23 protein-coding genes are annotated in these 23,305 nt (G+C 27.4%); 21 read left to right on the top strand and 2 right to left on the bottom strand.

The window, feature by feature from the left end; all coding sequences use genetic code 11:
- The first annotated feature begins 12 nt into the window (after positions 1–12).
- Complete coding sequence (pyrR, locus tag CRIB_RS09130) at positions 13–546, top strand: bifunctional pyr operon transcriptional regulator/uracil phosphoribosyltransferase PyrR (RefSeq protein ID WP_180702070.1); 534 nt, start codon at positions 13–15, stop codon at positions 544–546.
- 99 nt (positions 547–645) lie between these two features.
- A complete protein-coding gene (locus CRIB_RS09125; RefSeq protein WP_180702069.1) occupies positions 646–1,890 on the top strand; it encodes a uracil-xanthine permease family protein in 1,245 nt (414 codons plus the stop codon).
- Between the two features lie 335 nt (positions 1,891–2,225).
- On the opposite strand, the gene CRIB_RS09120 is transcribed toward CRIB_RS09125, so the two are convergent.
- Positions 2,226–4,001, bottom strand: coding sequence for an Rqc2 family fibronectin-binding protein (locus CRIB_RS09120; protein WP_180702068.1), 1,776 nt, complete (start codon positions 3,999–4,001; stop codon positions 2,226–2,228).
- Between the two features lie 161 nt (positions 4,002–4,162).
- On the opposite strand from CRIB_RS09120, the gene dapF reads away from it, so the two are divergent.
- The 19 genes from dapF to CRIB_RS09025 all read left to right on the top strand — a co-directional run bounded on the left by dapF (position 4,163) and on the right by CRIB_RS09025 (position 22,728).
- On the top strand, positions 4,163–4,993 hold the full coding sequence (gene dapF / locus CRIB_RS09115) for a diaminopimelate epimerase (RefSeq protein WP_180702067.1): 831 nt from the start codon (positions 4,163–4,165) through the stop codon (positions 4,991–4,993).
- A 3-nt stretch (positions 4,994–4,996) separates the two neighbouring features.
- A complete protein-coding gene (locus CRIB_RS09110; RefSeq protein ID WP_180702066.1) occupies positions 4,997–5,878 on the top strand; it encodes a YicC/YloC family endoribonuclease in 882 nt (293 codons plus the stop codon).
- A gap of 61 nt (positions 5,879–5,939) precedes the next feature.
- Positions 5,940–6,557: a guanylate kinase gene (gmk, locus tag CRIB_RS09105; protein WP_180702065.1), complete on the top strand. Its 618-nt coding sequence runs from the start codon at positions 5,940–5,942 to the stop codon at positions 6,555–6,557.
- Position 6,558: 1 nt separating this feature from the next.
- The gene (rpoZ, locus tag CRIB_RS09100) at positions 6,559–6,822 is read left to right on the top strand and encodes a DNA-directed RNA polymerase subunit omega (RefSeq protein ID WP_180702064.1); all 264 of its coding nucleotides are present in this window, start codon (positions 6,559–6,561) and stop codon (positions 6,820–6,822) included.
- A 5-nt stretch (positions 6,823–6,827) separates the two neighbouring features.
- Positions 6,828–8,027 carry a bifunctional phosphopantothenoylcysteine decarboxylase/phosphopantothenate--cysteine ligase CoaBC gene (gene coaBC / locus CRIB_RS09095; RefSeq protein ID WP_180702063.1) on the top strand — a complete coding sequence of 400 codons (1,200 nt, stop codon included), beginning with the start codon at positions 6,828–6,830 and terminating at the stop codon, positions 8,025–8,027.
- Positions 8,028–8,112: 85 nt separating this feature from the next.
- Positions 8,113–10,602: a primosomal protein N' gene (priA, locus tag CRIB_RS09090; protein ID WP_180702062.1), complete on the top strand. Its 2,490-nt coding sequence runs from the start codon at positions 8,113–8,115 to the stop codon at positions 10,600–10,602.
- A gap of 12 nt (positions 10,603–10,614) precedes the next feature.
- A complete protein-coding gene (def, locus tag CRIB_RS09085) occupies positions 10,615–11,055 on the top strand; it encodes a peptide deformylase (RefSeq protein ID WP_180702061.1) in 441 nt (146 codons plus the stop codon).
- 14 nt (positions 11,056–11,069) lie between these two features.
- Complete coding sequence (gene fmt, locus CRIB_RS09080; protein WP_180702060.1) at positions 11,070–11,999, top strand: methionyl-tRNA formyltransferase; 930 nt, start codon at positions 11,070–11,072, stop codon at positions 11,997–11,999.
- Positions 12,000–12,007: 8 nt separating this feature from the next.
- A complete protein-coding gene (locus CRIB_RS09075) occupies positions 12,008–12,745 on the top strand; it encodes a DUF116 domain-containing protein (protein WP_180702059.1) in 738 nt (245 codons plus the stop codon).
- A 22-nt stretch (positions 12,746–12,767) separates the two neighbouring features.
- Positions 12,768–13,472: a zinc metallopeptidase gene (locus CRIB_RS09070; RefSeq protein WP_180702058.1), complete on the top strand. Its 705-nt coding sequence runs from the start codon at positions 12,768–12,770 to the stop codon at positions 13,470–13,472.
- Positions 13,473–13,529: 57 nt separating this feature from the next.
- Positions 13,530–14,858 carry a 16S rRNA (cytosine(967)-C(5))-methyltransferase RsmB gene (gene rsmB, locus CRIB_RS09065; RefSeq protein ID WP_180702057.1) on the top strand — a complete coding sequence of 443 codons (1,329 nt, stop codon included), beginning with the start codon at positions 13,530–13,532 and terminating at the stop codon, positions 14,856–14,858.
- A gap of 7 nt (positions 14,859–14,865) precedes the next feature.
- Complete coding sequence (gene rlmN, locus CRIB_RS09060) at positions 14,866–15,897, top strand: 23S rRNA (adenine(2503)-C(2))-methyltransferase RlmN (RefSeq protein WP_180702056.1); 1,032 nt, start codon at positions 14,866–14,868, stop codon at positions 15,895–15,897.
- A gap of 18 nt (positions 15,898–15,915) precedes the next feature.
- The gene (locus tag CRIB_RS09055) at positions 15,916–16,665 is read left to right on the top strand and encodes a Stp1/IreP family PP2C-type Ser/Thr phosphatase (RefSeq protein WP_180702055.1); all 750 of its coding nucleotides are present in this window, start codon (positions 15,916–15,918) and stop codon (positions 16,663–16,665) included.
- A gap of 12 nt (positions 16,666–16,677) precedes the next feature.
- The gene (gene pknB / locus CRIB_RS09050) at positions 16,678–18,441 is read left to right on the top strand and encodes a Stk1 family PASTA domain-containing Ser/Thr kinase (protein WP_180702054.1); all 1,764 of its coding nucleotides are present in this window, start codon (positions 16,678–16,680) and stop codon (positions 18,439–18,441) included.
- A 663-nt stretch (positions 18,442–19,104) separates the two neighbouring features.
- On the top strand, positions 19,105–19,989 hold the full coding sequence (rsgA, locus tag CRIB_RS09045; protein WP_180702053.1) for a ribosome small subunit-dependent GTPase A: 885 nt from the start codon (positions 19,105–19,107) through the stop codon (positions 19,987–19,989).
- A gap of 1 nt (position 19,990) precedes the next feature.
- Positions 19,991–20,653 carry a ribulose-phosphate 3-epimerase gene (gene rpe / locus CRIB_RS09040; RefSeq protein ID WP_180702052.1) on the top strand — a complete coding sequence of 221 codons (663 nt, stop codon included), beginning with the start codon at positions 19,991–19,993 and terminating at the stop codon, positions 20,651–20,653.
- 4 nt (positions 20,654–20,657) lie between these two features.
- Positions 20,658–21,299, top strand: coding sequence for a thiamine diphosphokinase (locus tag CRIB_RS09035; RefSeq protein WP_180702051.1), 642 nt, complete (start codon positions 20,658–20,660; stop codon positions 21,297–21,299).
- Positions 21,300–21,609: 310 nt separating this feature from the next.
- Complete coding sequence (locus CRIB_RS09030) at positions 21,610–22,158, top strand: flavodoxin domain-containing protein (RefSeq protein WP_180702050.1); 549 nt, start codon at positions 21,610–21,612, stop codon at positions 22,156–22,158.
- 417 nt (positions 22,159–22,575) lie between these two features.
- Complete coding sequence (locus tag CRIB_RS09025) at positions 22,576–22,728, top strand: 2-oxoglutarate translocator (RefSeq protein WP_180702049.1); 153 nt, start codon at positions 22,576–22,578, stop codon at positions 22,726–22,728.
- 237 nt (positions 22,729–22,965) lie between these two features.
- On the opposite strand, the gene rpmB is transcribed toward CRIB_RS09025, so the two are convergent.
- Entirely contained in the window at positions 22,966–23,154 is a 189-nt protein-coding gene (gene rpmB, locus CRIB_RS09020; RefSeq protein WP_071119660.1) for a 50S ribosomal protein L28, read from the bottom strand.
- Positions 23,155–23,305 lie beyond the last annotated feature (151 nt).

The raw sequence follows: 23,305 nt of genomic DNA, 5'->3' as shown, positions 1-23,305 counted from the left end.
AGGAGGTCACTAATGAAAGAAAAGGCCCAATTAATGGATGAAAAGGCAATTGGAAGAGCTGTAACAAGAATAAGTCATGAAATAATAGAAAGAAACAAAGGTATAGAAGATGTTGTTTTAGTAGGAATAAAAACTAGAGGTGTTCCTATAGCGAATAGAATAAGTAAGAAAATAGAGCAAATAGAAGGGACACAAGTAAATACTGGTGAGATAGATATAACTCTATATAGAGATGATTTAAAAAAGATAGATGTTGACCCAGTTATAAATGGTTCAAATATTGAATTTAGTATAGATGATAAAATAGTAATATTAGTTGATGATGTATTATATACAGGAAGAACTGTGAGAAGTGCATTAGATGCTATTATAGATATAGGAAGACCTAAGGCTATACAGTTAGCAGTTTTAGTTGATAGAGGTCATAGAGAATTACCGATAAGAGCTGATTATGTAGGAAAGAATGTTCCAACATCAAATGATGAAATAATATCAGTAAAGTTATCAGAAATTGATGATGAAGATGCAGTAACAATTAATGAGTAAGAGCATAAATTTATAAATATAGTGCCTTTTAATTCAGTACAGAGATACTGAAAAGGGGAGAATAACTTCTCCCACAAAAAAATTTATGGGAGGTTTTTTATGAAAAAAACAGTATTATCAATACAACATTTATTAGCAATGTTTGGAGCGACAGTATTAGTTCCAATATTAACAGGATTTAATCCTTCAGTTGCAATCTTTTGTGCAGGTATAGGTACATTAATATTTCATTTCTGCACAGAAGGAAAAGTACCAGTATTTCTAGGATCAAGTTTTGCATTTATACCATTAATATTATCAGTTAAAGAAGCATTTAATGGTGATTTAGCTTATGCTCAAGGTGGTATAATTGTAGCAGGTTTAATTTATATTATGTTATCTTTTGTAATAAAAATGGTTGGAGTAGATAAGATAAAAAAATATTTCCCGCCACAAGTTACAGGAGCGATGATAGCTGTTATAGGTCTTAACTTATTACCAACAGCATTTGATATGGCATTAAATCATATTATGGTAGCAATAATAACATTAGTTATAGCACTTCTTATAAATAGTTTTGGTAAAGGATTTATAAAACAATTAGGTATATTAATTGCAGTTATTATAGGGTACATATTAAGTTTAGTATTGCAAGTGGTAGATACAACTACTATAGCACAAGCTAGTTTATTTGAAATACCAAAGTTTACGCTACCAAAGTTTAGTTTAGAAGCGATAGTTATAATAGCCCCAGTTGTTTTAGCGGTTTTTATGGAACATATAGGAGATATGACGACAAATGGAGCAGTAGTAGGTAAAAATTTTCTAGAAAATCCAGGTTTAAATAAAACGTTACTTGGAGATGGATTAGCTACTATAGTAGCTGGGTTCTTGGGAGGACCAGCAAATACTACTTATGGAGAAAATACAGCAGTACTTGCATTGACTAAAAATTATGATCCATCATTACTTAGACGTACAGCAATATTTGCAATATGTCTATCTTGTATAGGAAAGTTTGGAGGATTTTTACAAAGTATACCAACTGCTGTTATGGGAGGTATAAGTATATTACTATTCTCTATGATAACTTTAGTTGGAGTAAAAACAGTAAAAGATAGTGAATGTATAAAAAACAAGAAAAATATAATTATAATAGTAACAATAATGGTAATAGGTTTAGGAACGACTTACTTAAATAATAAAGGTATAGTTATAGGTATACCAGTTACACAGAATGTAACAATAACAGGACTTAGTTTAGCAGCAATAGTAGGTATAGTATTAAACGTATTATTAAACAATACAAGCACAGATTTAAAAGAAGATGAAAAATCAGTTAAAGCAAGAACAACAACTGCATAAATAAATTAATATACCTATATATAGAGTTAAATATTAATCTATGTATAGGTATTTTTTTTGTTCTATGAAAACTATATTACGAAAATACTTAAAGAAATTTATTATTATTGAATAAATATATATTTGTATGAAAAAAATAATAAGCAAAATTAAGTAATGTATTATGTTAATAAAGAAGTTAATGAAATATGGTGAAACAAAAATACTTAAAATTGAAGAGGAGTATAAATAACTTGTAAAATAAATTGAAAAAGAGTTAACGTCTGTTATGAGATTAACTCTTTTTTATTATAGGATTTTATAATAATATATATTATTAATTTTATTATTATATATTAATTATCGAACTTAGATTTTAACCTAGTTACAAATTCTTCTGTAGGAGTTACGTAGATAGTACTGTTAGTCTCATAAATAACCATTCCAGGTTTTGAACCATGAGGTTTTTTAACATTTTTTTTCTTAGTATAATCAACTGGAACTTGTGAAGACATCTTTGATTTACTAAAGAATGCAGCAAGCATTGCACCTTCAAATATAGTTTCGTCAGGAACTTCTTTTCCTTCAGTCTTTATAATAACGTGTGAACCAGGTATATTTTTAGTATGCATCCATATATCATCATTAGAGGCTACTTTTAGAGTAAGATGATCATTTTGTTTATTATTTTTTCCTACTAAAATTTTAAAACCATTAGAACTAATAAATTCATGAGGCTTAGTAGTTAATTTAGTTTCTTTTTTATTATTACTTTTAGCTTTTAGATATCCAACCTTACTTAATTCTTCTCTTATATCCATTAATTCAGCTAAATTTTCACAGTTTTCTATACTAAGCATAATATTCTCTAAATAATTTACTTCTTCTTTTGTTATTTCCATTTGAGAGGTAATTTCTTTTTTTGCAGTTTTCATTTTATTATATTTTTTAAAATATTTTTGAGCATTTTCTGAAGGAGTAAAGTTTTTATTTAATGATATTGTTATATTTTTATATTCTGGATCATAGAAATTTACAACTTCAACACTTTCCATACCTTTTTTTATCATATATATGTATGATGTAATTAGCTCGCCTTTTATTTTATAAATTTCTGCATTTTCAGATTCTATCAATTCTTTTTCTTGTTTATTTAATTTATTATAAAGTCTATCAAGTTTTATAGATATACTTTTTCTAAGATCTGAAGAACGTTGATGAATTCTATCTTTTATATCTTTAGTTAGGTAGTAATTTTCTAATATTTTAGATATACTATCATCATTTATAACAGATAAATTACTAAATTGATTTAAATTTATGCAACTAAAATCTAAAACTTTATCTATTGATTCATCTATAACCATACTAGGATTATAGACATTATCTTTTATAGATTTAAACAAATTATAAAACTCATTGTAAATTTTAGATATATCATTTGAAGACATTTCACTTACTAATATATTTTCATCTATATTAGCTCTAAAACATATTTCTTTTGCTACAACAGGACTTATTCCTAAAAACTTAGAATATATAGCTTTAAAAATAGGACCATCAAAAGAACTTAAAGTATCTACAAATGAATTTAAACTTATTTCATTAATAGGATTTAATTTATCCTGTTTTGGTGGTAGTACATAAGTTTGACCAGGAAGTATTTGACGAACTCTACTTACACTTGGAGGTATTCTTTTTGCAGAATCTATAATTTTATTATTAGATGAATGAGTAAGAATTATATTACTATGTCTTCCCATTATTTCTATTATAATATCCTTAGTTGTTTTTTCTTTTAACTCATCAAAAGATTCAACGCTAATTTTTATTATCCTCTCAAAATCAACTTGAGAAACATTTACTATATTTCCTCCTTGTATATATTTTCTAAATAACATACAAAACATAGGAGCATTTATAGGATTTTCTTTTTTATAGTCACTAGCTAGGTAGACTCTAGGATTAGAAGCGCTACAACTTAAAACTAGCTTAAAGTTTTCCTTATTATTTCTTATATGTAAAACTACTTCATCATTTTCCGGCTGATACACTTTATCTATTTTTCCACCTAAAAGTTTTTTATGTAATTCGTCTACTATAGAATGTATAACTAAACCATCTAAAGCCATAATATTTCTCCTTTCTATATAAACATTTAATAAATTAATTATTACACAATATACATATATTGTGAATAGGAGGATTTGATTATATATTTATAATTTCCTTTTACTATTAAAATATTGTATAATTATAAGTTAGTAAATTAAATTTATGAGGGGGATTGATTATGAAATTTTGGAAACTACATGGAATAGGAAATGACTTTGTTGCTATAGATGGAAGATTTGATAATAAAGATGCATCAGATTACTCTGAATATGCTAAATGTGCATGTCACAGAAAATTTTCTGTAGGAGCAGATGGATTACTTGTTGTTAAAAATTCTGATAAGTGTGATGTAGAAATGGTATATTATAATGCGGATGGAAGTAGAGCTGCTATGTGTGGAAATGGATTAAGATGTTTTGTTAAGTTCGTTTATGACAATAATATAGTTAGAAAAGAAGAATTTAGTGTTGATACATTAGATGGAATAAAAAAAGTCAAAATAAATCTTAAACATGGAGAAATAGATACTATAAAAGTTAATATGGGAAATGGTAGTTTTTTATGTGAAGATATTCCTGCTATATCTAATAATAAAATGTTTATAGGTGAGAATCTAGAAGTATTAGATAGAACTTTTAAGGTAAATGCTATGCTTATGGGTGTTCCGCATGTTGTTATATTAGTTGATAACATAAGTATAGAAGAAGTATGTAAATATGGACCTTTATTAGAAAAAAATAAAGTTTTCCCAAAAGGAACTAATGTAAATTTTGTTAAAATAGAAGATAATAATAACATTATAGTTCGTACATGGGAAAGAGGATGTGGATATACATTAGGCTGTGGAACTGGAATGACGGCATCAGCAATAATATGTAATTATTTAGGAAAAGTAAATAAAAGTGTGAATGCAAAATCTGAAGGTGGATGTGTAAAAATAGATATAGATGATTTTGTTTATATGACAGGCCCTGCTGTTAAAATATGTGAAGGAATTTTGGAGGTATAGTAAATGGCAATAAGTATGACAGGATTTGGAAGAGGAGAATATAAGGATGATAACTATCAGTTCTTAGTTGAGTGTAAAACTATAAATCACAAGTATGCAGATATAAATATACGTCTTCCAAGAAAATTATCATTTTTAGAGGATAAGGCAAGAATATTAATTAAAGACTATATAAAAAGAGGTAGAGTTGATTTATATATAAAGCTTGACTTATTAGGTAATGAAGATGTAAACTTAAAATTTGATGAAGAGTTAGCAACTCAATATGTATCTATACTAAAGCAAATAAAGGATAAATTTGACTTAGTTGATGATATAAGTGTAATGAATATCGCAAAATTTCCAGATATTATAAAAACTGAGGAAAAAGAAGATGATGAAGACAAGTTGTGGTCAATGTTAAAGGTAGCTTTAGAAAATGCATTACTTAAGCTAAAAGAAATGAGAAGTGAAGAAGGTAAAAAATTAGCGGACGATATACAAAATAGATGCGATCTTCTTAAAAATTATATTGAAGATATTGAAAAATACTCATATAATGTTGTTATTGATTATAAAGAAAAATTAAAAAATAGAATAAGTGATATGTTAGAAGACCCTAGTATAATAGATGAAAATAGATTAGCTCAGGAAGTTGCTATATATGCAGATAAAAGTAATATAACAGAAGAAATAGTAAGATTTAAAAGTCATATAGAACAATTAAAAAATACTGTTGTAAAAGATGAAGCAATAGGTAGAAAAATAGACTTTTTAATCCAAGAGATGAATAGAGAAACAAATACTATAGGTTCTAAATCTTCTGATTTAAATATAACTAACTTAGTTGTGGAAGTTAAAAGTGAATTAGAGAAAATTAGAGAACAAATACAAAACATAGAATAATTATAAATTATTAAATAGATTTTAAGACATAATATATGAACCAATAGAAAGGAAGAGATTGATGCTTAACAGAAAAGGTCTATTATTAGTTGTATCAGGTCCATCAGGTGCAGGAAAAGGTACGATATGTAAAGCGCTATTAAACAAAAATGATCAGATAAAATTATCAGTATCAGCTACAACTAGAAAACCAAGAAATGGAGAAGTTCATGGTGTTAACTATTTCTTTATAGAAAAAGAGGAATTTACTAAAATGATAGAAAATGGTGAATTCTTAGAACATGCTCAAATATATGATAACTTCTATGGAACTCCAAAAGCTGCTATAATAGAATGCTTAGAAAAAGGGCAAGATGTTATATTAGAAATAGAAATGCAAGGAGCAAGACAAATAAAAGAAGTTTATCCTGAGGGTGTATTTATATTTGTACTTCCACCATCATTAGAAGAACTAAAAAGTAGAATTGTCGGAAGAGGTACAGAAACTCAAGAAGAGATAGAGAAGAGATTTAGCTGTGCTTTTGAAGAAATAAACCAAATAGTTAACTATGATTACTTTATAGTTAATGAAGATATAGAAAAATCGGTTAATGATGTTGAAGCCATAATATCAGCTGAGAAAAACAAAGTTACTAGATATAAAAATAATATTATAGATAAATTTAAGGAGGAATTATAAAATGTTAAAGCCATCAATAAATGAAGTATTAGATAAAATAGACAACAGATATTATTTAGTTGGAACTGTTGCAAAGAGAGCAAGAGAAATAATAGACGGAGCTGAAGTTTATGTTTCAGCTAAGAATAGAGATAATAATAAACCAGTAACTATAGCTACTCAAGAAGTTGCTGATGAAAAAATAACATTTAGATTATTAACTCAAGAAGAAATAGATAAAAAAGAAGAAGTAATAATAGAAGAACATACTACAGAAGAGGAGTAAGTTCTATGTTAAAGAATAAGACTGTTGTAATAGGCGTAAGTGGTGGTATAGCTGTATACAAAACTTTAGATGTTATCAGTAGATTAAGAAAACTTGGCGTAAATGTTAATGTGATAATGACAAAATCTGCAACAGAATTTGTTACTCCATTATCATTTCAATCGTTAAGCCAAAATTATGTAGTTTGTGATATGTTTGAAGATCCTAAAACTTGGGATGTAGAACATGTATCTCTAGCTAAAAGAGCTGATGTATTCTTAATAGCACCAGCTACAGCTAATGTTATAGGTAAAATTGCAAATGGAATAGCAGACGATATGCTTACTACAACAGTTATGGCTACAAAGGCGAAAGTATTAATAGCACCAGCTATGAATACTAATATGTATGAAAATCCAATACTACAAAGAAATATAAATACATTAAAGGAATTAGGATATAACTTTGTTGAGCCTGAAAGTGGTAGACTTGCTTGTGGAGATACAGGTAAAGGAAAATTAGCATCTCCGGAAATTATAGTGGATGAAGTTGTTAAATTGCTTTCAAAAGAGCAAGACTTAAAAGGGAAAAGTATAATAGTAACAGCTGGACCTACAGTTGAGAGTATTGACCCGATGAGATACATAACTAATAGATCTACTGGAAAAATGGGTTATTCTATAGCAAAAGAAGCTATAGAACGAGGAGCAGATGTTACACTTATAACAGGTCCAACAAATTTAACTCCACCACAAAATCTGAAAAAACTAGTAAAAATAGAATCTGCAAAAGATATGTACGAAGCTGTTTTAGAAAATTTAGATGGAAATGATGTAGTTATAAAAAGTGCAGCAGTAGCAGATTATAAACCTAAAAACTACTCTAATAAAAAAATAAAAAAATCAGATGATGATTTAATTATAGAATTAGATAGAAATAAAGATATAGCACAAGAAATAGGAAAAATAAAAAATAATAAAATCTTAGTTGGATTTGCAGCTGAGACAAATGACCTTATAGAAAATGCAAGTCTTAAAATAAAAAAGAAAAATTTAGACTTCATAGTAGCTAATGATTTAACTAAAGAAGGTGCAGGATTTGGTGTAGACACTAATATAGTTAAAATCATAGATAAAGAAGGTAATATTACAGAATATCCTAAAATGAAAAAAGAAGAGGTAGCAAATATTATTTTAGATAAGATAAAAGAGCTACTTAGTGTATAAGCATCTATTAATATAGATGCTTATATTTTTACGTAACAGGATATAATTTAACTAAAAGATATAAATAAAAAATAGAGGTTAGAATATGGAAAAATACGCAAAAGTCATAGTAAGAAGTAATACTTTCCACACTGACAACTTATTTACATATAAAATACCGGAATTTTTAAAAAATCAGATATATGTTGGTCATAGGGTTTTAGTACCATTTGGAAAAGGAAATAAACCTACAGAGGCTTTTGTATTTAAAATATCTGATACTTTAGAAGAAGATATAAAGCTTAAGGAAGTAGTAGATGTATTAGATGAAGAACCTATTTTTAAATTAGAGGATTTAGAACTTGTAAACTGGATGAAAAATAGATATCTTTGTACTTATATAGATTGCATAAATTTAATATATCCTAAAGGATATAAAGTAAATAACTATAAAGTTGTAAGTTTAAGTGATGAAGTATTGAATTTAAATGAAAATGAGTTTACAGATTTATTATCATCATTAGATGATATACAAAAAGATATTATTAGTAAAATAAATATATCAAAGGGAAAATTAAAAACTGAAAAGTTAAAAAAAATACCTAATATAAATTATATATTAGATAAAATGAGTAAAAAAAATATAATTAATTTAAAATGGGAATATAAAAATCATAAGAATGAAAAAAACTTGTGTTATATATCACTTTCAATAGAAGCTGATGAAGTTGATGACTATTTAAAGAAAAATAAAATAAACTTAGGTGTAAAACAAAAGGAAATAGTAAATTTCCTAAAAAATAATGATAGAGTAGAAATTAATGATTTAATTGATATATTAAAGGCATCTAAACAAAGTATATTATCACTTCAAAATAAGAATTTGATAGATATTAAATTGGAAGATTACTATAGAAATCCAGAAAATGCTTATACTTTAGAGCAAAAAGAAATATATTTAAATGAAGAACAAAAAAATGCATGTAATAAAGTTATATCGGAAATGTTTGACCAAAATAAAAAACCTTATATGTTACATGGAGTAACAGGTAGTGGAAAAACTGAAGTATATATGGAGATAATAGATTATGCTTTGAGTCAAGGATTGGATAGCATAGTATTAGTTCCTGAGATTGCTTTAACACCACAGACTATAACTAGGTTTAAAAATAGGTTTGGAGACATTGTAGGCGTTTTTCATAGTCAATTATCTGAAGGACAAAAACATGATGTTTATAAAGCTATTAAAGCTGGTAATATAAGAATATTAATAGGAGCAAGATCTGCTTTATTTGCGCCTTTTAATAGTTTAGGGGTAATAATAATTGATGAGTTTCATGAAACTTCTTATAAATCAGAAAAGAATCCTAAATTTAGTGCAATAGAAGTTGCAAAATTTATTTCGAATAAAAATGATATATCATTAGTATTAGGTTCTGCAACCCCATCTATAGATGAATATTATAAAGCAAAAAATGGAGAATATAATCTTATTGAAATAAATCAAAGGGCTAATAAAAATCCACTTCCTAAAATTGAAGTTGTAGATATGAAGGAAGAATTAAATAAAGGAAACAAAAGCATCTTTAGCTTTAAACTTCAAGATGAAATAAAACAAGCTATTAAAAATAATAATCAAGTAATATTATTTTTAAATCGAAGAGGATATGCAAGTTTTGTATCATGCAGAAGTTGTGGATATGTGTTCCAATGTGAAAATTGTGATATATCTCTTACATATCATAAGGGCAAAAATATAGGAAGATGCCACTATTGTGGTTATGAAAGAGAGATACCTAAGGAATGTCCAGAGTGTAGTAGTATATATGTTAAGCCTTTTGGAGTAGGTACTCAAAAAATAGAAGAAGAATTAAAAGTAATTTTTCCAGAACTTAAGGTTCTTAGAATGGATAAGGATACAACTTCAAAAAAAGGGTCTCTTGAAGAAATATTAAATAAATTTAAAAATAAAGAAGCAGATATATTGATAGGTACACAAATGTTAAGTAAAGGTCTAGATTTTGATAATGTAACTTTAGTTGGTATATTATCTGCAGATATGATGCTGAACTTCCCGGACTTTAAAAGCTTTGAAACTACATTTCAATTAATAACCCAGGTTTCAGGAAGAGCAGGAAGATCTGATAAAGAAGGGAAAGTAGTTCTTCAAACATATGATACAGATCACTACTCAATAAGACGAGCTATTAATTATGATTTTGAAGGATTTTATGAAGATGAAATAAAAATAAGGAAAGCATTTGGATATGCTCCATTTAATAATATGATAAGTGTAGTAGTAAGCGGAGAAAATGAAAACTTAGTAAAAAAGAATATTCAAAATATGTATGATTCCATTATATATTTATTAAAAGGAAGAGGTATAACTGATTTTGAATTTATATTAGGACCAAATCCTTGTTCAATTTCTAAGATAAATCAAAATTATAGATGGCAAATATTATTTAAAGATGATAATATTGAAATTAATTTATTAAAGGGTATAATAAAATATATATGTATAACAAAAAGAGATGTTGTGTTTAGTAAAGAAATAAACATATCAATAGACATTAATCCAAACAGTGTATTATAGGAGGAATAAAAAATGGCATTAAGAGAAATAGTTCAAATAGGAGAACCAGTTTTAAGAAAGAAAGCAAAAAAAGTTGAAGTAATCGATGAAAAGATAATACAAATATTAGATGATATGGCAGATACAATGTATAATGCTGATGGAGTAGGACTTGCTGCACCTCAAGTTGGTATATTAAAAAGAATAGTAGTTATAGATATCGGAGATGGGTTACTAGAACTTATAAATCCTGAGATAATAGAAACATCTGGAGAACAAATAGGAGAAGAAGGATGCTTAAGTGTTATAGGAGAATCAGGAATAGTTAGAAGACCAAATATTGTAAAAGTAAGAGCTTATAATAGAAAAGGTCAATTATTTGAAATAGAAGGAGAAGAGCTTTTAGCTAGAGCATTCTGCCATGAGATAGATCATTTAGATGGAATACTATACGTAGATAAAGTAGAGAAATAATAGGAGCTGATAAAATGAGAGTACTATTTATGGGAACACCTGATATAGCTACAGGATGTTTACAAAAACTGATAGATGAAAAATATGACGTAATAGGTGTTGTAACTCAACCTGATAAACCACAAAATAGAGGTAAAAAATTAGGTATGCCACCTGTTAAGGAATTAGCTTTAAAATATGATATACCGGTATATCAACCGATAAAGGCTAGAGATGAAGAATTTGTAGGAACTTTAAAAGAATTAAATCCAGATATAATAGTAGTAGTTGCATTTGGTCAAATACTTCCAAAATCAATATTAGATATACCTAAATTTGGATGTATAAATGTTCACGTCTCATTATTACCTAAATATAGAGGAGCAGCTCCAATAAACTGGGTAATAATAAATGGAGAAGACAAAACTGGTGTTACGACTATGTATATGGATGAAGGTCTAGATACTGGAGATATGATATTAACAGAAGAATTTGATTTAGATGATGAAATAACAGCAGGAGAACTTCATGACAAAATGAAAGATATAGGAGCGGATGTTTTAATAGAAACATTAAAACAAATAGAAAAAGGAACTGCCCCTAGAATACCTCAAAATCATGAAGAGTTTACATATGCTCCAATGATGAATAAAGCCTTAGGAGAAATAAACTGGTCAAAATCAGCAAGGGAAATACATAATCTTGTAAGAGGTGTAAATCCATGGCCAAGTGCTTATACAACTTATGAAGAATCTACTATGAAGGTTTGGAAAACTGAAGTTTTAAATGAAACTAGTGATAAAGAGCCAGGAACAGTACTTAAGGTTGACAAAGATGGTATAAGAGTAAGTACTAAGGATAATGTAGTTTTAGTTAAAGAAATTCAAATGCCAGGAAAGAAAAGGGTACTTGTATCTGAATATATAAAAGGAAATAATATAAATACTAATACAATATTAGGTTAGGTGTGCATATGATAGACATCAAAAAATACCTAACAACAATATGTATATTAGTAGCAATACTTATTTTAGGTACTGTTATTGTAAATATATTTATATCTAGTTTAGCTCATATATTTGGATTATTAATTAATATCTTAGTATTATCTATAATAATTATTATAATTTTTTCAACAATAGTTACTTATAATGTAATTAAGGATAAAAAAGTTAGTTCTAGTTTAATGAAAATTAACTTAAAAATTGCAAACTTATTATTTAATCCAGTGATTTTTATAGCTTCATCTATAGGTATACCTAAAAATGAAATAAGAAAAATATTTGTGAAATTAAATAATAGCTATATATATAGCAATGAATATAATTTTAATTCTGAAGATATATTAATACTTATACCTCATTGTATACAAAAAAATAGTTGCAAATTAAAAGTAACTAATAAAATAGAAAATTGTGCAAAATGTGGATTATGTAATGTAAGTGACTTAGTCAAACTAAAAGAAAAAACTGGAATGAATGTATTTATAGCTACAGGTGGAACACTAGCTAGAAAAATAATTATAGATAATAAACCTAAAGCTGTTATAGCTGTAGCTTGTGAGAGAGATTTAACATCTGGTATTCAAGATATGAAGCATATACCAGTGTTAGGTGTATTTAACAAAAGACCAAACGGGCCATGTGTAGATACTTTAATAGATATACATGAAATTGAAAATGCAATAAATTTCTTAACTAATAAAAAATAAATATTAAGGGAGAGTGTTTTTAATGCCATACTATGGTTACGGATACTATGGAGGAATTGATCCTACTTTCATAATCTTAATTCCAGCAATACTTTTTACTATGTATGCTCAGTTTAAAGTAAGTTCAACAACTAGTAGATTTTTAAGAGTCAATACTCAAAGAGGATTTACAGGGGAACAAGTTGCAAGAAGAATATTAGAATCAAATGGATTATATGATGTTAGAATTGAAATGGTAAGAGGTCATTTAAGTGACCATTATGACCCAAGAAGTAAAGTATTAAGATTATCTCAAGATATATACTACGGAACATCAGTAACATCAGTAGCTGTTGCTGCTCATGAATGTGGCCATGCGATTCAACATGCCAAAGGATATGTGCCTCTAAATTTAAGAAGTAGTTTAGTTCCGGTAGTAAACTTTGCATCAAATATATCATGGATTTTAATCGCGTTAGGATTTATTATGAGAGGTCCATTTTTAGAAATAGGTATACTTTTATTTTCGGCATCAGTTTTATTTCAAATAATAACTTTACCTGTTGAGTTTAATGCTTCTAATAGAGCATTAGTTCAGCTTGGAAATTTAGGTATTGTAGAAGGGAAAGAGTTAAATCAAAGTAGAAAAGTACTTACAGCAGCAGCATTAACATATGTTGCAGCAGCTTTAACATCAGTACTTCAATTACTTAGATTAGTAGCAATAGCTAATAGAGATAATGATTAAATGGAGATTGTCCTAGAGTTTCTAGGACTTTTTCTGTGTAAAATATAAGGAGACAATATGAAGGCAAGAGAGATAGCATTTAAAATTCTTTGTGATATAGAAGAAAATAACAATTATTCTAATATAGCAATAAATAAACATTTTAAAAATTTAAAAATATCAAATCAAGATAGAGGACTAGCTACAGAAATTGTATATGGAGTAGTTGAAAACAAATATTATTTAGACTATGTTATAAATAAACTTTCAAAGATAAAGACGCAAAAATTATCAATATGTGTTAAAATATTACTAAGAATGGGGATTTATCAGATTGCGTTTTTAAATAGTATTTCGGATTACGCAGCTGTAAATGAAACTGTTAACTTAGTCAAGAAGTATGATAAAAGATCTAGTGGATTTGTAAATGCCATACTTAGAAATATTATAAGGAATAAAGATGAGATATTAAATGTAGATATAGAAAATGACGATATAATGTATCTATCTACTAAATATTCATATAGTCCTTGGATGATAAAAAATTTTATTAATAGTTTTGGAAGAGATTTTACAGAAGACTTAATAGAAGCTAATAATGAAAAGCCTAGTATATATTTAAGAACTAATACATTAAAGATTAGCAGAGATGAACTTATAGAAAAATTAAAAGAAAATGGGTTAAAAGTTTATAAAGTATCTATTATAGATGAAGCTATAAAGGTTGAAAATCTTAAAGATATAGAAAATAATGAATTATTTAAAGAAGGATTATTTACTATACAAGATATAAGTTCTATGATGGCATCAAAGGTATTAAATCCTAAAGAAAATTCAAATGCATTAGATGTATGTAGTGCTCCTGGAGGAAAAACTACTCACATAGCAACACTTATGAACAATACTGGTAAGGTTATTTCTAGAGATGTATTTGAACATAAATTAAAACTTATAAATAATACGGTAAATAGATTAGGTCTTACAAACGTAGAAGTTCAAAACTTTGATGCATCAATTTTAGATGAAAATAGCGTAGATAAATTTGATTATGTTCTAGCTGATGTTCCTTGCTCAGGTCTGGGTATAATAAGAAGAAAGCCAGAAATAAAATATAAATCAAAGGCAGAAATAAAAGATTTACCAGTTTTACAAAGAAAGATTTTAGAAAATGCATCCAAGTATGTTAAGGTAGGTGGAAGTCTTTTATACAGTACATGTACTATATTAGATAGTGAAAATATAGAAGTAATAAATAATTTCTTAAAAGAAAATGACAACTTTGAATTAGTACCTATCGATGAAGTAAATGTAGATTTAGATAATCAAGAAAAAGGATACTTAAAAATATATCCTAATATTCACGGTATGGATGGATTCTTTATAGCAAAATTAAAAAGAGTAAGGTAGTGATAGTATGAGTCAAAATAAAGTAGCATTAAAAAACTTTACAGAAGAAGAATTAAAAGAATTTGTAAAATCTATAGGAGAGCCGTCATTTAGAGGGTCTCAAATCTATTCATGGATATACAAAGGAGCAAAGACTTTTGATGATATGAAAAATATACCAAAGTCTTTAAGAGAAAAGCTTGAAGAAGTTTCTTTTATCGGAAATTTAAAAATAGAATTAAGTTTAAAATCTAATATAGACAAAACTAGAAAATACTTATTTGAATTAAATGATGGTAATATAATAGAATCTGTAATGATGGATTATGAAGATAGAGTTACAGTTTGTATATCAAATCAAGTTGGATGCAGAATGGGATGTAGATTTTGTGCATCTACATTAGAAGGATTGATAAGAAATTTAGAGCCATGGGAAATTATAGATCAAATACTTAAGATACAAGAAGATATAGGAAAGAGAGTTTCAAATTTAGTGTTAATGGGAAGTGGAGAACCATTAGATAATTTTGAAAATACTAAAAAATTCTTAAAAATTGTTAATGATAAAAATGGTTTAAACATAGGTTATAGACATATAACATTATCTACATGTGGAATAGCTCCGAAGATGATGGAATTAGCTGATTTAGAAATTCCTATTAACTTAGCACTGTCTCTTCATTCTCCATATGATGAAAAAAGAAAAGAAATAATGCCTATAGCAAATGCTTATCCAATAAAAGATATATTAGATGCATGTAAATACTATATTAAAAAAACAAATAGGAGGGTTACTATAGAATATTCTTTAATAAAAGGTGTAAATGACTCTGAAAAAGAAGCAAAAGAACTTATAAGATTATTAAAAGGGATGCTATGCCATGTAAATCTGATTCCTGTTAATAATGTTGAAGAAAGAGATTTTAAAAGACCAGATAAATCTCATATATACAGATTCAGAGATATATTAGAAAAAAATAACATACCAGCTACAGTTAGAATATCTATGGGCTCAGATATAGGTGGAGCTTGTGGACAATTGAGAAGAAAACATAAGTAGCTTTAAGGGGGTATTTTTGTGATTTATAACTGTGCATCCCATATAGGTAAGGTTAGAAAAAATAACGAAGATTACTGTAAGGGTGAAATAATAGACACAGATTTTGGATCTATTGGAATATTTGCACTAGCTGATGGAATGGGTGGACATAACAAAGGTGAAGTAGCAAGTAAACTAGCAGTAGAAAATATAGTTGAGTTTTTTAAAGAAAATTTATTACAAAGTGGTAATATAAAGATTGATTATATTGATGATATTATTAAACAAGCTTATCATAATGTTAATCATATAATATATGAAAAATCTATGAGTAGTTTAGAATTTGAAGGAATGGGAACTACACTTGTAATAGCAATTATATATAAAAATAATTTATATGTTGCTAACGTAGGAGATAGTAGATGTTATTTACTTAACGAGGAAGGCTTTAATAAAATAACAATAGATCATTCAGTTGTTGAAGAGCTTGTAAAAGCAAATATTATTACTGAAGAAGAAGCAAAAACACATCCAAGAAGGAATCATATAACTAGGGCTATTGGAACAGATGAAATGGTTATAGTGGATATATTTAAAAAGCAAATAGATACAGGAAATAAGATATTATTAACAAGTGATGGATTAACTGGATTTGTAGATGATAATACCATAGAAGAGATACTATTAAAAGATGAAAATGTAGAGGATTTAGCACAAGAATTGATAAATACCGCAAATGATGTTTCTGGAAGAGACAATATTTCGGTTATATTGATAGAAGAGAAATAGGATGGTGATAAAGTGGGAGAGACTGTTTTAGGAAATAGATATGAAATCATCAAAAAAATTGGTGATGGAGGAATGGCTTTTGTATACAAAGCTAAAGATATTTTATTAAATAGAATAGTTGCAGTTAAGGTATTAAGACCTGAATTTGTAGACGATGATGAATTTTTAGGTAAATTTAAAAGAGAAGCAGAAGCGGTTGCAAGTCTTTCACATCCTAATATAGTGAATGTGTATGATGTAGGAGAAGATGGCAAAGTTCATTATATAGTAATGGAATATATTGATGGACAAAATTTAAAAGAAATAATAAAAAATGAAGGAACACTAGATGAATATACAGCCCTTGATATAACAAAGCAAATAGCGATGGCTCTTAGTGCGGCTCATAAAAAGGGTATAATTCATAGAGATATAAAACCACACAATATACTTATATCTAATGAAGGAAGGGTTGTTAAGGTTGCGGATTTTGGTATAGCAAAAGCTGTTTCCAACTCAACTATGACTAATATTGGTAGTATAATAGGTTCTGTACATTATTTTTCACCAGAACAAGCAAAGGGTAAATTTGTAAGTAATAATGCAGATCTTTATTCTTTAGGAATAGTTTTATATGAAATGATAATAGGCAAAGTTCCTTTTAGAGGGGATAGTCCTATATCTATAGCGTTACAACATATAAACGATGAAATTGAATTTACTTCAGAAGAAAGGGTGAATATACCTCAAAGTGTTAGAACTATAATTAAGAAATTAACTGAGAAATCTAGTGTTGATAGATATCAAACTGCTGAGGAAGTCATAGAAGATATAGAGTATATAGAAAAGAACATAGATTTGGATTTTATAAAAGAGTATGATAATTATGTTACAAAAAATATAGATATGAAGGAATTGAATAAACAGATAAATATAGAAAAAGATAGATATGATGAAGAAGTAGTTTATGATGATGAAGACAATGATGATTACTATGAAGAAGAAAAGCCTAAGTATAAGAAGAAGCAAAAAAATAAAAAATCGCCTAACAGGAGTAGAAAAAGATTAAAAATAGCTTTAGCTGGATTAATTTTAATTTTAGTTACTCAAGTATTTATAGTTGCTAAATTCTTTTTAAGAGGATTTGGTAATAATGACGGTCAGATAACTACACCAAATTTATACAATTTAACGTTAGATGAAGCACAAAAGAGTCTTGATAAATTAAATCTAAATATAAGGGTTAATATAGAAGATGAGTATAGTAATGAAGTTGAGAAAGGTAAAATAATATCTCAACAACCTATGTCAGGTTCTATTCTTCAAGAAGGCGATGTAGTGACTTTAGTATTAAGTAAAGGACCTATGAATGGGAATATACCTAATGTAGTAGGACTTACTTTAGGAGAAGCGGGAAATATTCTAAAGGAGAATAAGTTATCCTTAGGTAGTAATATAAAGTATGAGTACAGTGATATATACAGTAGTGGATTAATTATATCTCAAGATCCTAAATCAGGTAGTAAAAATAATCAAGAATGGGGAATTGTAAATGTAGTTGTTAGTAAAGGTCAGAAAGAAGAAGTTCAACCTTCAGAAGAAGTAACACAACCACCTCATACACAAGATAATGTTACAAGTGGAAGCACTGATGGAAATACAAGTGGAAGTACTGGTGGAGAAGCAAGTGGAAGCACTGGTGGAGAAGCAAGTGGAAGCACTGATGGAGAAGCAAGTGGAAGCACTGATGGAGATACAAGTGATGGCATAAGTGAACATAATAATTTTACAGAGTAACAAATTTTAATAAAATAAATTACGTAAGTTAGATAAGGATTAATTAAAAATAGTAAAGTCTAAATATTAGATTTTACTATTTTTTTATGTACACGGAAACTATGATAAAAAATTTTGTGAATAAATTATAAATATAAATAATATCGATAGTTTCAGAAAAGCAAAAAATGACATTTTGAGCAACGGATGTCACCGAAATGATTCGCCAACACGTTGCTCAAAGTGGTAGTGAGTGTCATATCGTTGGCGACATGAAGTGTTTCGACGACACGTCGCTCAAGCGTAGCGAATTTTTTATGATCAAGGATATTATGATATTTTAGAAAATATGGATAATTTAGTATTTTTATTTATTTAAACTTAATTGTTCGTTAGTTGAAAAAGGTTGGTCTCCATCCTTCTTCTAACTTTAAATATTAATTGTATTACTTTTTTTGATAGTTAATAATAATTATTATTAATCTCCAATATATAGTAGTCATCTTTTAGATTAACAGTTATAATCTTAGGTTTTGATATTTATAGGTGTTTTATTATTGAAAAATTTACTAACACGATGAGTGAATTATAACTAAATTTATAGAAATTTTAAAAAGTTATTAGGATATTGTTTAAAAATAGGATAAAATAGTTATATTAGTTAAAATTTTAAGGAGGCAATTAATGATAAATGGAAAAATTATAAAGGGCATAGGGGGATTTTACTACGTAGATACAGAAAATGGACTTTATGAATGTAGAGCTAGAGGAATATTTAGAAAAAATAAAATAACGCCTTTAGTTGGAGATAGAGTTAGTATAAATGTAGTTGATGAAGAAAATAAAAAAGGTGTTGTAGAGGAAATAGAAGAGAGAGATACCGAACTAGTAAGACCACCAATAGCAAATGTAGATAAGGCTTTAATAGTATTTGCTATAAAAAATCCATCACCAAACCTATCACTATTAGACAGATTTATAGTTTTAGCAGAAAAAGAAAATTTGGAAATAGTTATAGTATTTACTAAAGTTGACCTGGATACTGATGGTGAACTTTTAGATGAATTAAAAGATATATATGAAGCAAGTGGATATAAGGTAATACCTGTTAGTAATAAGCTTAAATTAAACATAGATAAAATAAAAGAAGAACTAAAAGGAAATACCGTTGTGTTTGCTGGACCATCTGGTGTAGGAAAATCTAGCTTATTAAATGAAGTAGATAAAAATTTTGAATTAAAGACTGGAGAAGTTAGTGATAAAATTAAAAGAGGTAAACACACTACTCGTCATGCAGAACTTCTAAAATTAGAGTGTGGAGGAATGGTTGCAGATACTCCTGGATTTAGTTCATTGATACTTGATGACATAGATGAAAGTGAATTGAAAGAATATTTTATAGAATTTGACAAGTATGATGAATGCAGATTTGGTTCTAGATGTATTCATGAAAATGAACCAAGTTGTGCCGTAAAGGAAGCAGTAGAAAATAGAGAGATATCTAAAAAAAGATATGAAAGCTATATTCAATTATTAAATGAAATAAGAGCAGGGAAGAGGAGATATTAAAATGATCAAATTAGCACCATCAATATTATCAGCGAATTTTGCAAAATTATTAGAAGATGTTAAAAAGGTAGAAAATGCAGGATGTGAATATTTACATATTGATGTTATGGATGGACACTTTGTTCCGAATATAACTTTAGGTCCTAGCGTAGTTAAATCTTTAAGAAAAGATGTAAATATGGTATTTGATGCTCATCTTATGATAGAGAATCCAGATCAATATATAAAAGAATTTGTTGATGCAGGTTGTGATATAATAGTAGTTCATCAAGAAGCTTGTAGACACCTACATAGAACTATACAAAATATAAAATCATATGGAATAAAGGTTGGGGTTTCATTAAATCCTGCAACGCCAATAGAAACCATAAAGCATATAATAAGAGATGTTGATATGGTGCTTATTATGACTGTAAATCCTGGTTTTGGAGGTCAATCATTTATAGAAAGTATGATACCTAAAATAGAAGAATTGAAAATATTTATAGATAGTGAAGGTTTAAATGTAGATATACAAGTAGATGGTGGAATAAAACCTGATAATGTAGATAAAGTGGTAAGAGCCGGAGCAAATGTAATAGTAGCTGGATCTGCAATATTCAATAGTGAAGATATAAAATCTACAGTAGACTTATTTAGAAAAAATGCATGTGCGGTGAAGTAGAGCTATGAAAATTTGTATCTTGTTAAATGGTGAAATTAAAGATTATGATTATATAAATAATATAGTTACAACAGGTAGTTATGATTATATAATATGTTCAGATGGAGGCGCAAATCATGCTTACAATATGAATATAGTACCAAATTATATAATAGGAGATTTAGACTCTGTAAATGAAAATATTATTAAGTATTATAATAGTAAAGAGGTTAAATTTAAAAAATTTCCAACTAAAAAAGATGAAACAGATACAGAATTATGTATAGAACTTTCAGATAAATTAAAAGCGAAAGAGATACATTTGATGGGAGCTTTAGGAGGAAGAATAGATCATACTATTGCCAATGTAAACCTTCTTTACTATATAAGAAAAAGAGGAATTATACCTAAGATAGTTTCAGAGAAAGAAGAAATATATATAGCTATAGATGAAGAAATAACTATAGATGGAGAAATAGGAGATATAATATCTATATTACCTATAAAAAATGATGCAAAAGGTGTAACTTTAAAGAACTTAGAGTATCCGCTAGAGAATTATGACATGAAATTTTCTAGGCCTTTAGGAATATCTAATGTAATGACTGATATTAATTGTAATATAAAAGTAAAAGAAGGAAGTATAATTATAATAAAGAATATATAAAAGGTGGTTATGACCATCTTTTTTTACGTATGAAGAAATTATAATATTAAATTATTGTTGGTAAATTTTGAATAGAGGCAATATAAATAAGGTTAAAAATGCAAGAAATTACATTTTGGCCAATGGATGTGATAAAAGAAGTAGCAAGAGTCGTATTGTTGGCGATATAAAAATAGCGTATATAGTGGTTTGGAGTATTTAGCTAAAACGTAATTTAAGTGAAGTGAAATATATATTATTAAGAAAAGTAAATGAAGGATGTATATGATTTAGGTTGTATATTTATAAAAGTAACAAAAGGGGGTATATTATGGAGAATAAGATTGCAGTTATATATAAATCTAAATATGGTGCTACAAAACGTTATGCAGGATGGATAGCACTAAAGCTAGATGCAGATTTATATGAAGTATCGGATATAGGTAAAAAAGATTTAAAGGCTTACGATACTATAATTTATGGAGGACCATTATATATTGGAAAAATAAAAGGTATAAAATTTATAACAAATAATTATGAGTACATAAAAGAGAAAAATGTATGTGTATTTATGGTAGGTATGAGAGAATTTAATGATGAATATATAAATTTTACTTTAGAAAATAATATACCTAAGGAAATTACTGATAATATAAAAATATTTTATTTTAGGGGGAAAATGAACTACCAAGAGTTAAGTCTTAAAGATAAGATCCTAATGACTGGATTGAGAGTAAGTATATCAAATAAAAAACAATCAGATATATCCGATGATGAAAAAATGATTCTAGAAGTGATAAATAAACCTATAGACTATATAGATAAAAAATCTATAGATATATTATTAAATAATGTATGTAGTAATAATGAAGAACTATAAGATGTATATTTTACATCTTATTTTTTTCGTTTAAGGATATTATAATATTAAAAAAATGTGGATAAATTCTGAATGTAAGTAATATCAATAAATTGGTTTTGAGCGTGAAAAAGATTTTGAAATACTTCGCCCATGCAGTGGCTCAAGCAACGGACCAAGTCGTTGGCGACATGAAGTGCTTCGTCGACACGTCGCTCAAGCGAAGCGAATTTTTTATTATAAAGAGAATAATTATGGTTAAGATAGATACAAAAGTTAGATTGATATATTTGTATAATAGATAAGGATGTAAAGTTTTAAATATGAGTGAAATAATTTTTTTATTTAAATTATAGGACAGGTCTAATTGTATAACAGTTTGCATAAATTAAAAATATAGAATGTAACAAAGAGATTAAATACATACTGGAGGTATTTATGAAAAATAACAGCTCAAAAAGATTGTTTGGAATTGTATGCTTTTCTGTAGGTGTAGCTGTGATACTATCTATAATATTACCTAACTGGATATGGACGTCTCTTATAGCATTTACTCTTATGGGATGTGGGGTCTTATTTTTTTTATATTAGTTATAGAGTTTTATAAATATATGAATTGAAGAATCATAGATATAAGTTAAATTCTGCTGATAGTAGAATAACAAATCTAAAATTAAATGTTTAAAATAGTAGGGGGGAGTATTTTATGAAGATGGTTACAATAAAATTACCAAAATGGCTTTCTACCATAGTTTTAAAATTCATGAAGAGTTCTAAAAAAGGGTAAAAGAAAAGCCTACTAAATAGTAGGCTTTTAAAAAGAACATATTAAGCTCTTTCTATTTTTCCAGAACGTAAACATCTAGTACAAACCTTAACTCTTTTAGGAGTACCATCTATTATAGCTCTAACGCTTCTTAAGTTAGCAGACCAAGTTCTTCTGCTGTGTCTATTTGAATGTGATACTTGGTTTCCAGAAACCTTTCCTTTACCACATACGCTACATACCTTTGCCATTTACGTACACCTCCTTAAAATGATAACTATATTTAAAGACTAAAAACATATTTATATTAACATAAATATTAAAAACGTGCAATAGAAATATATATTTGCTTTACACATATTGAAGAATTTGTTGTTATCATATAAAATTATATATATAATT

The sequence above is a fragment of the Romboutsia ilealis genome, from assembly GCF_900015215.1.
Taxonomy (GTDB): Bacteria; Bacillota; Clostridia; order Peptostreptococcales; family Peptostreptococcaceae; genus Romboutsia; species Romboutsia ilealis.
This window is presented reverse-complemented; position numbering and strand designations above follow the sequence as displayed.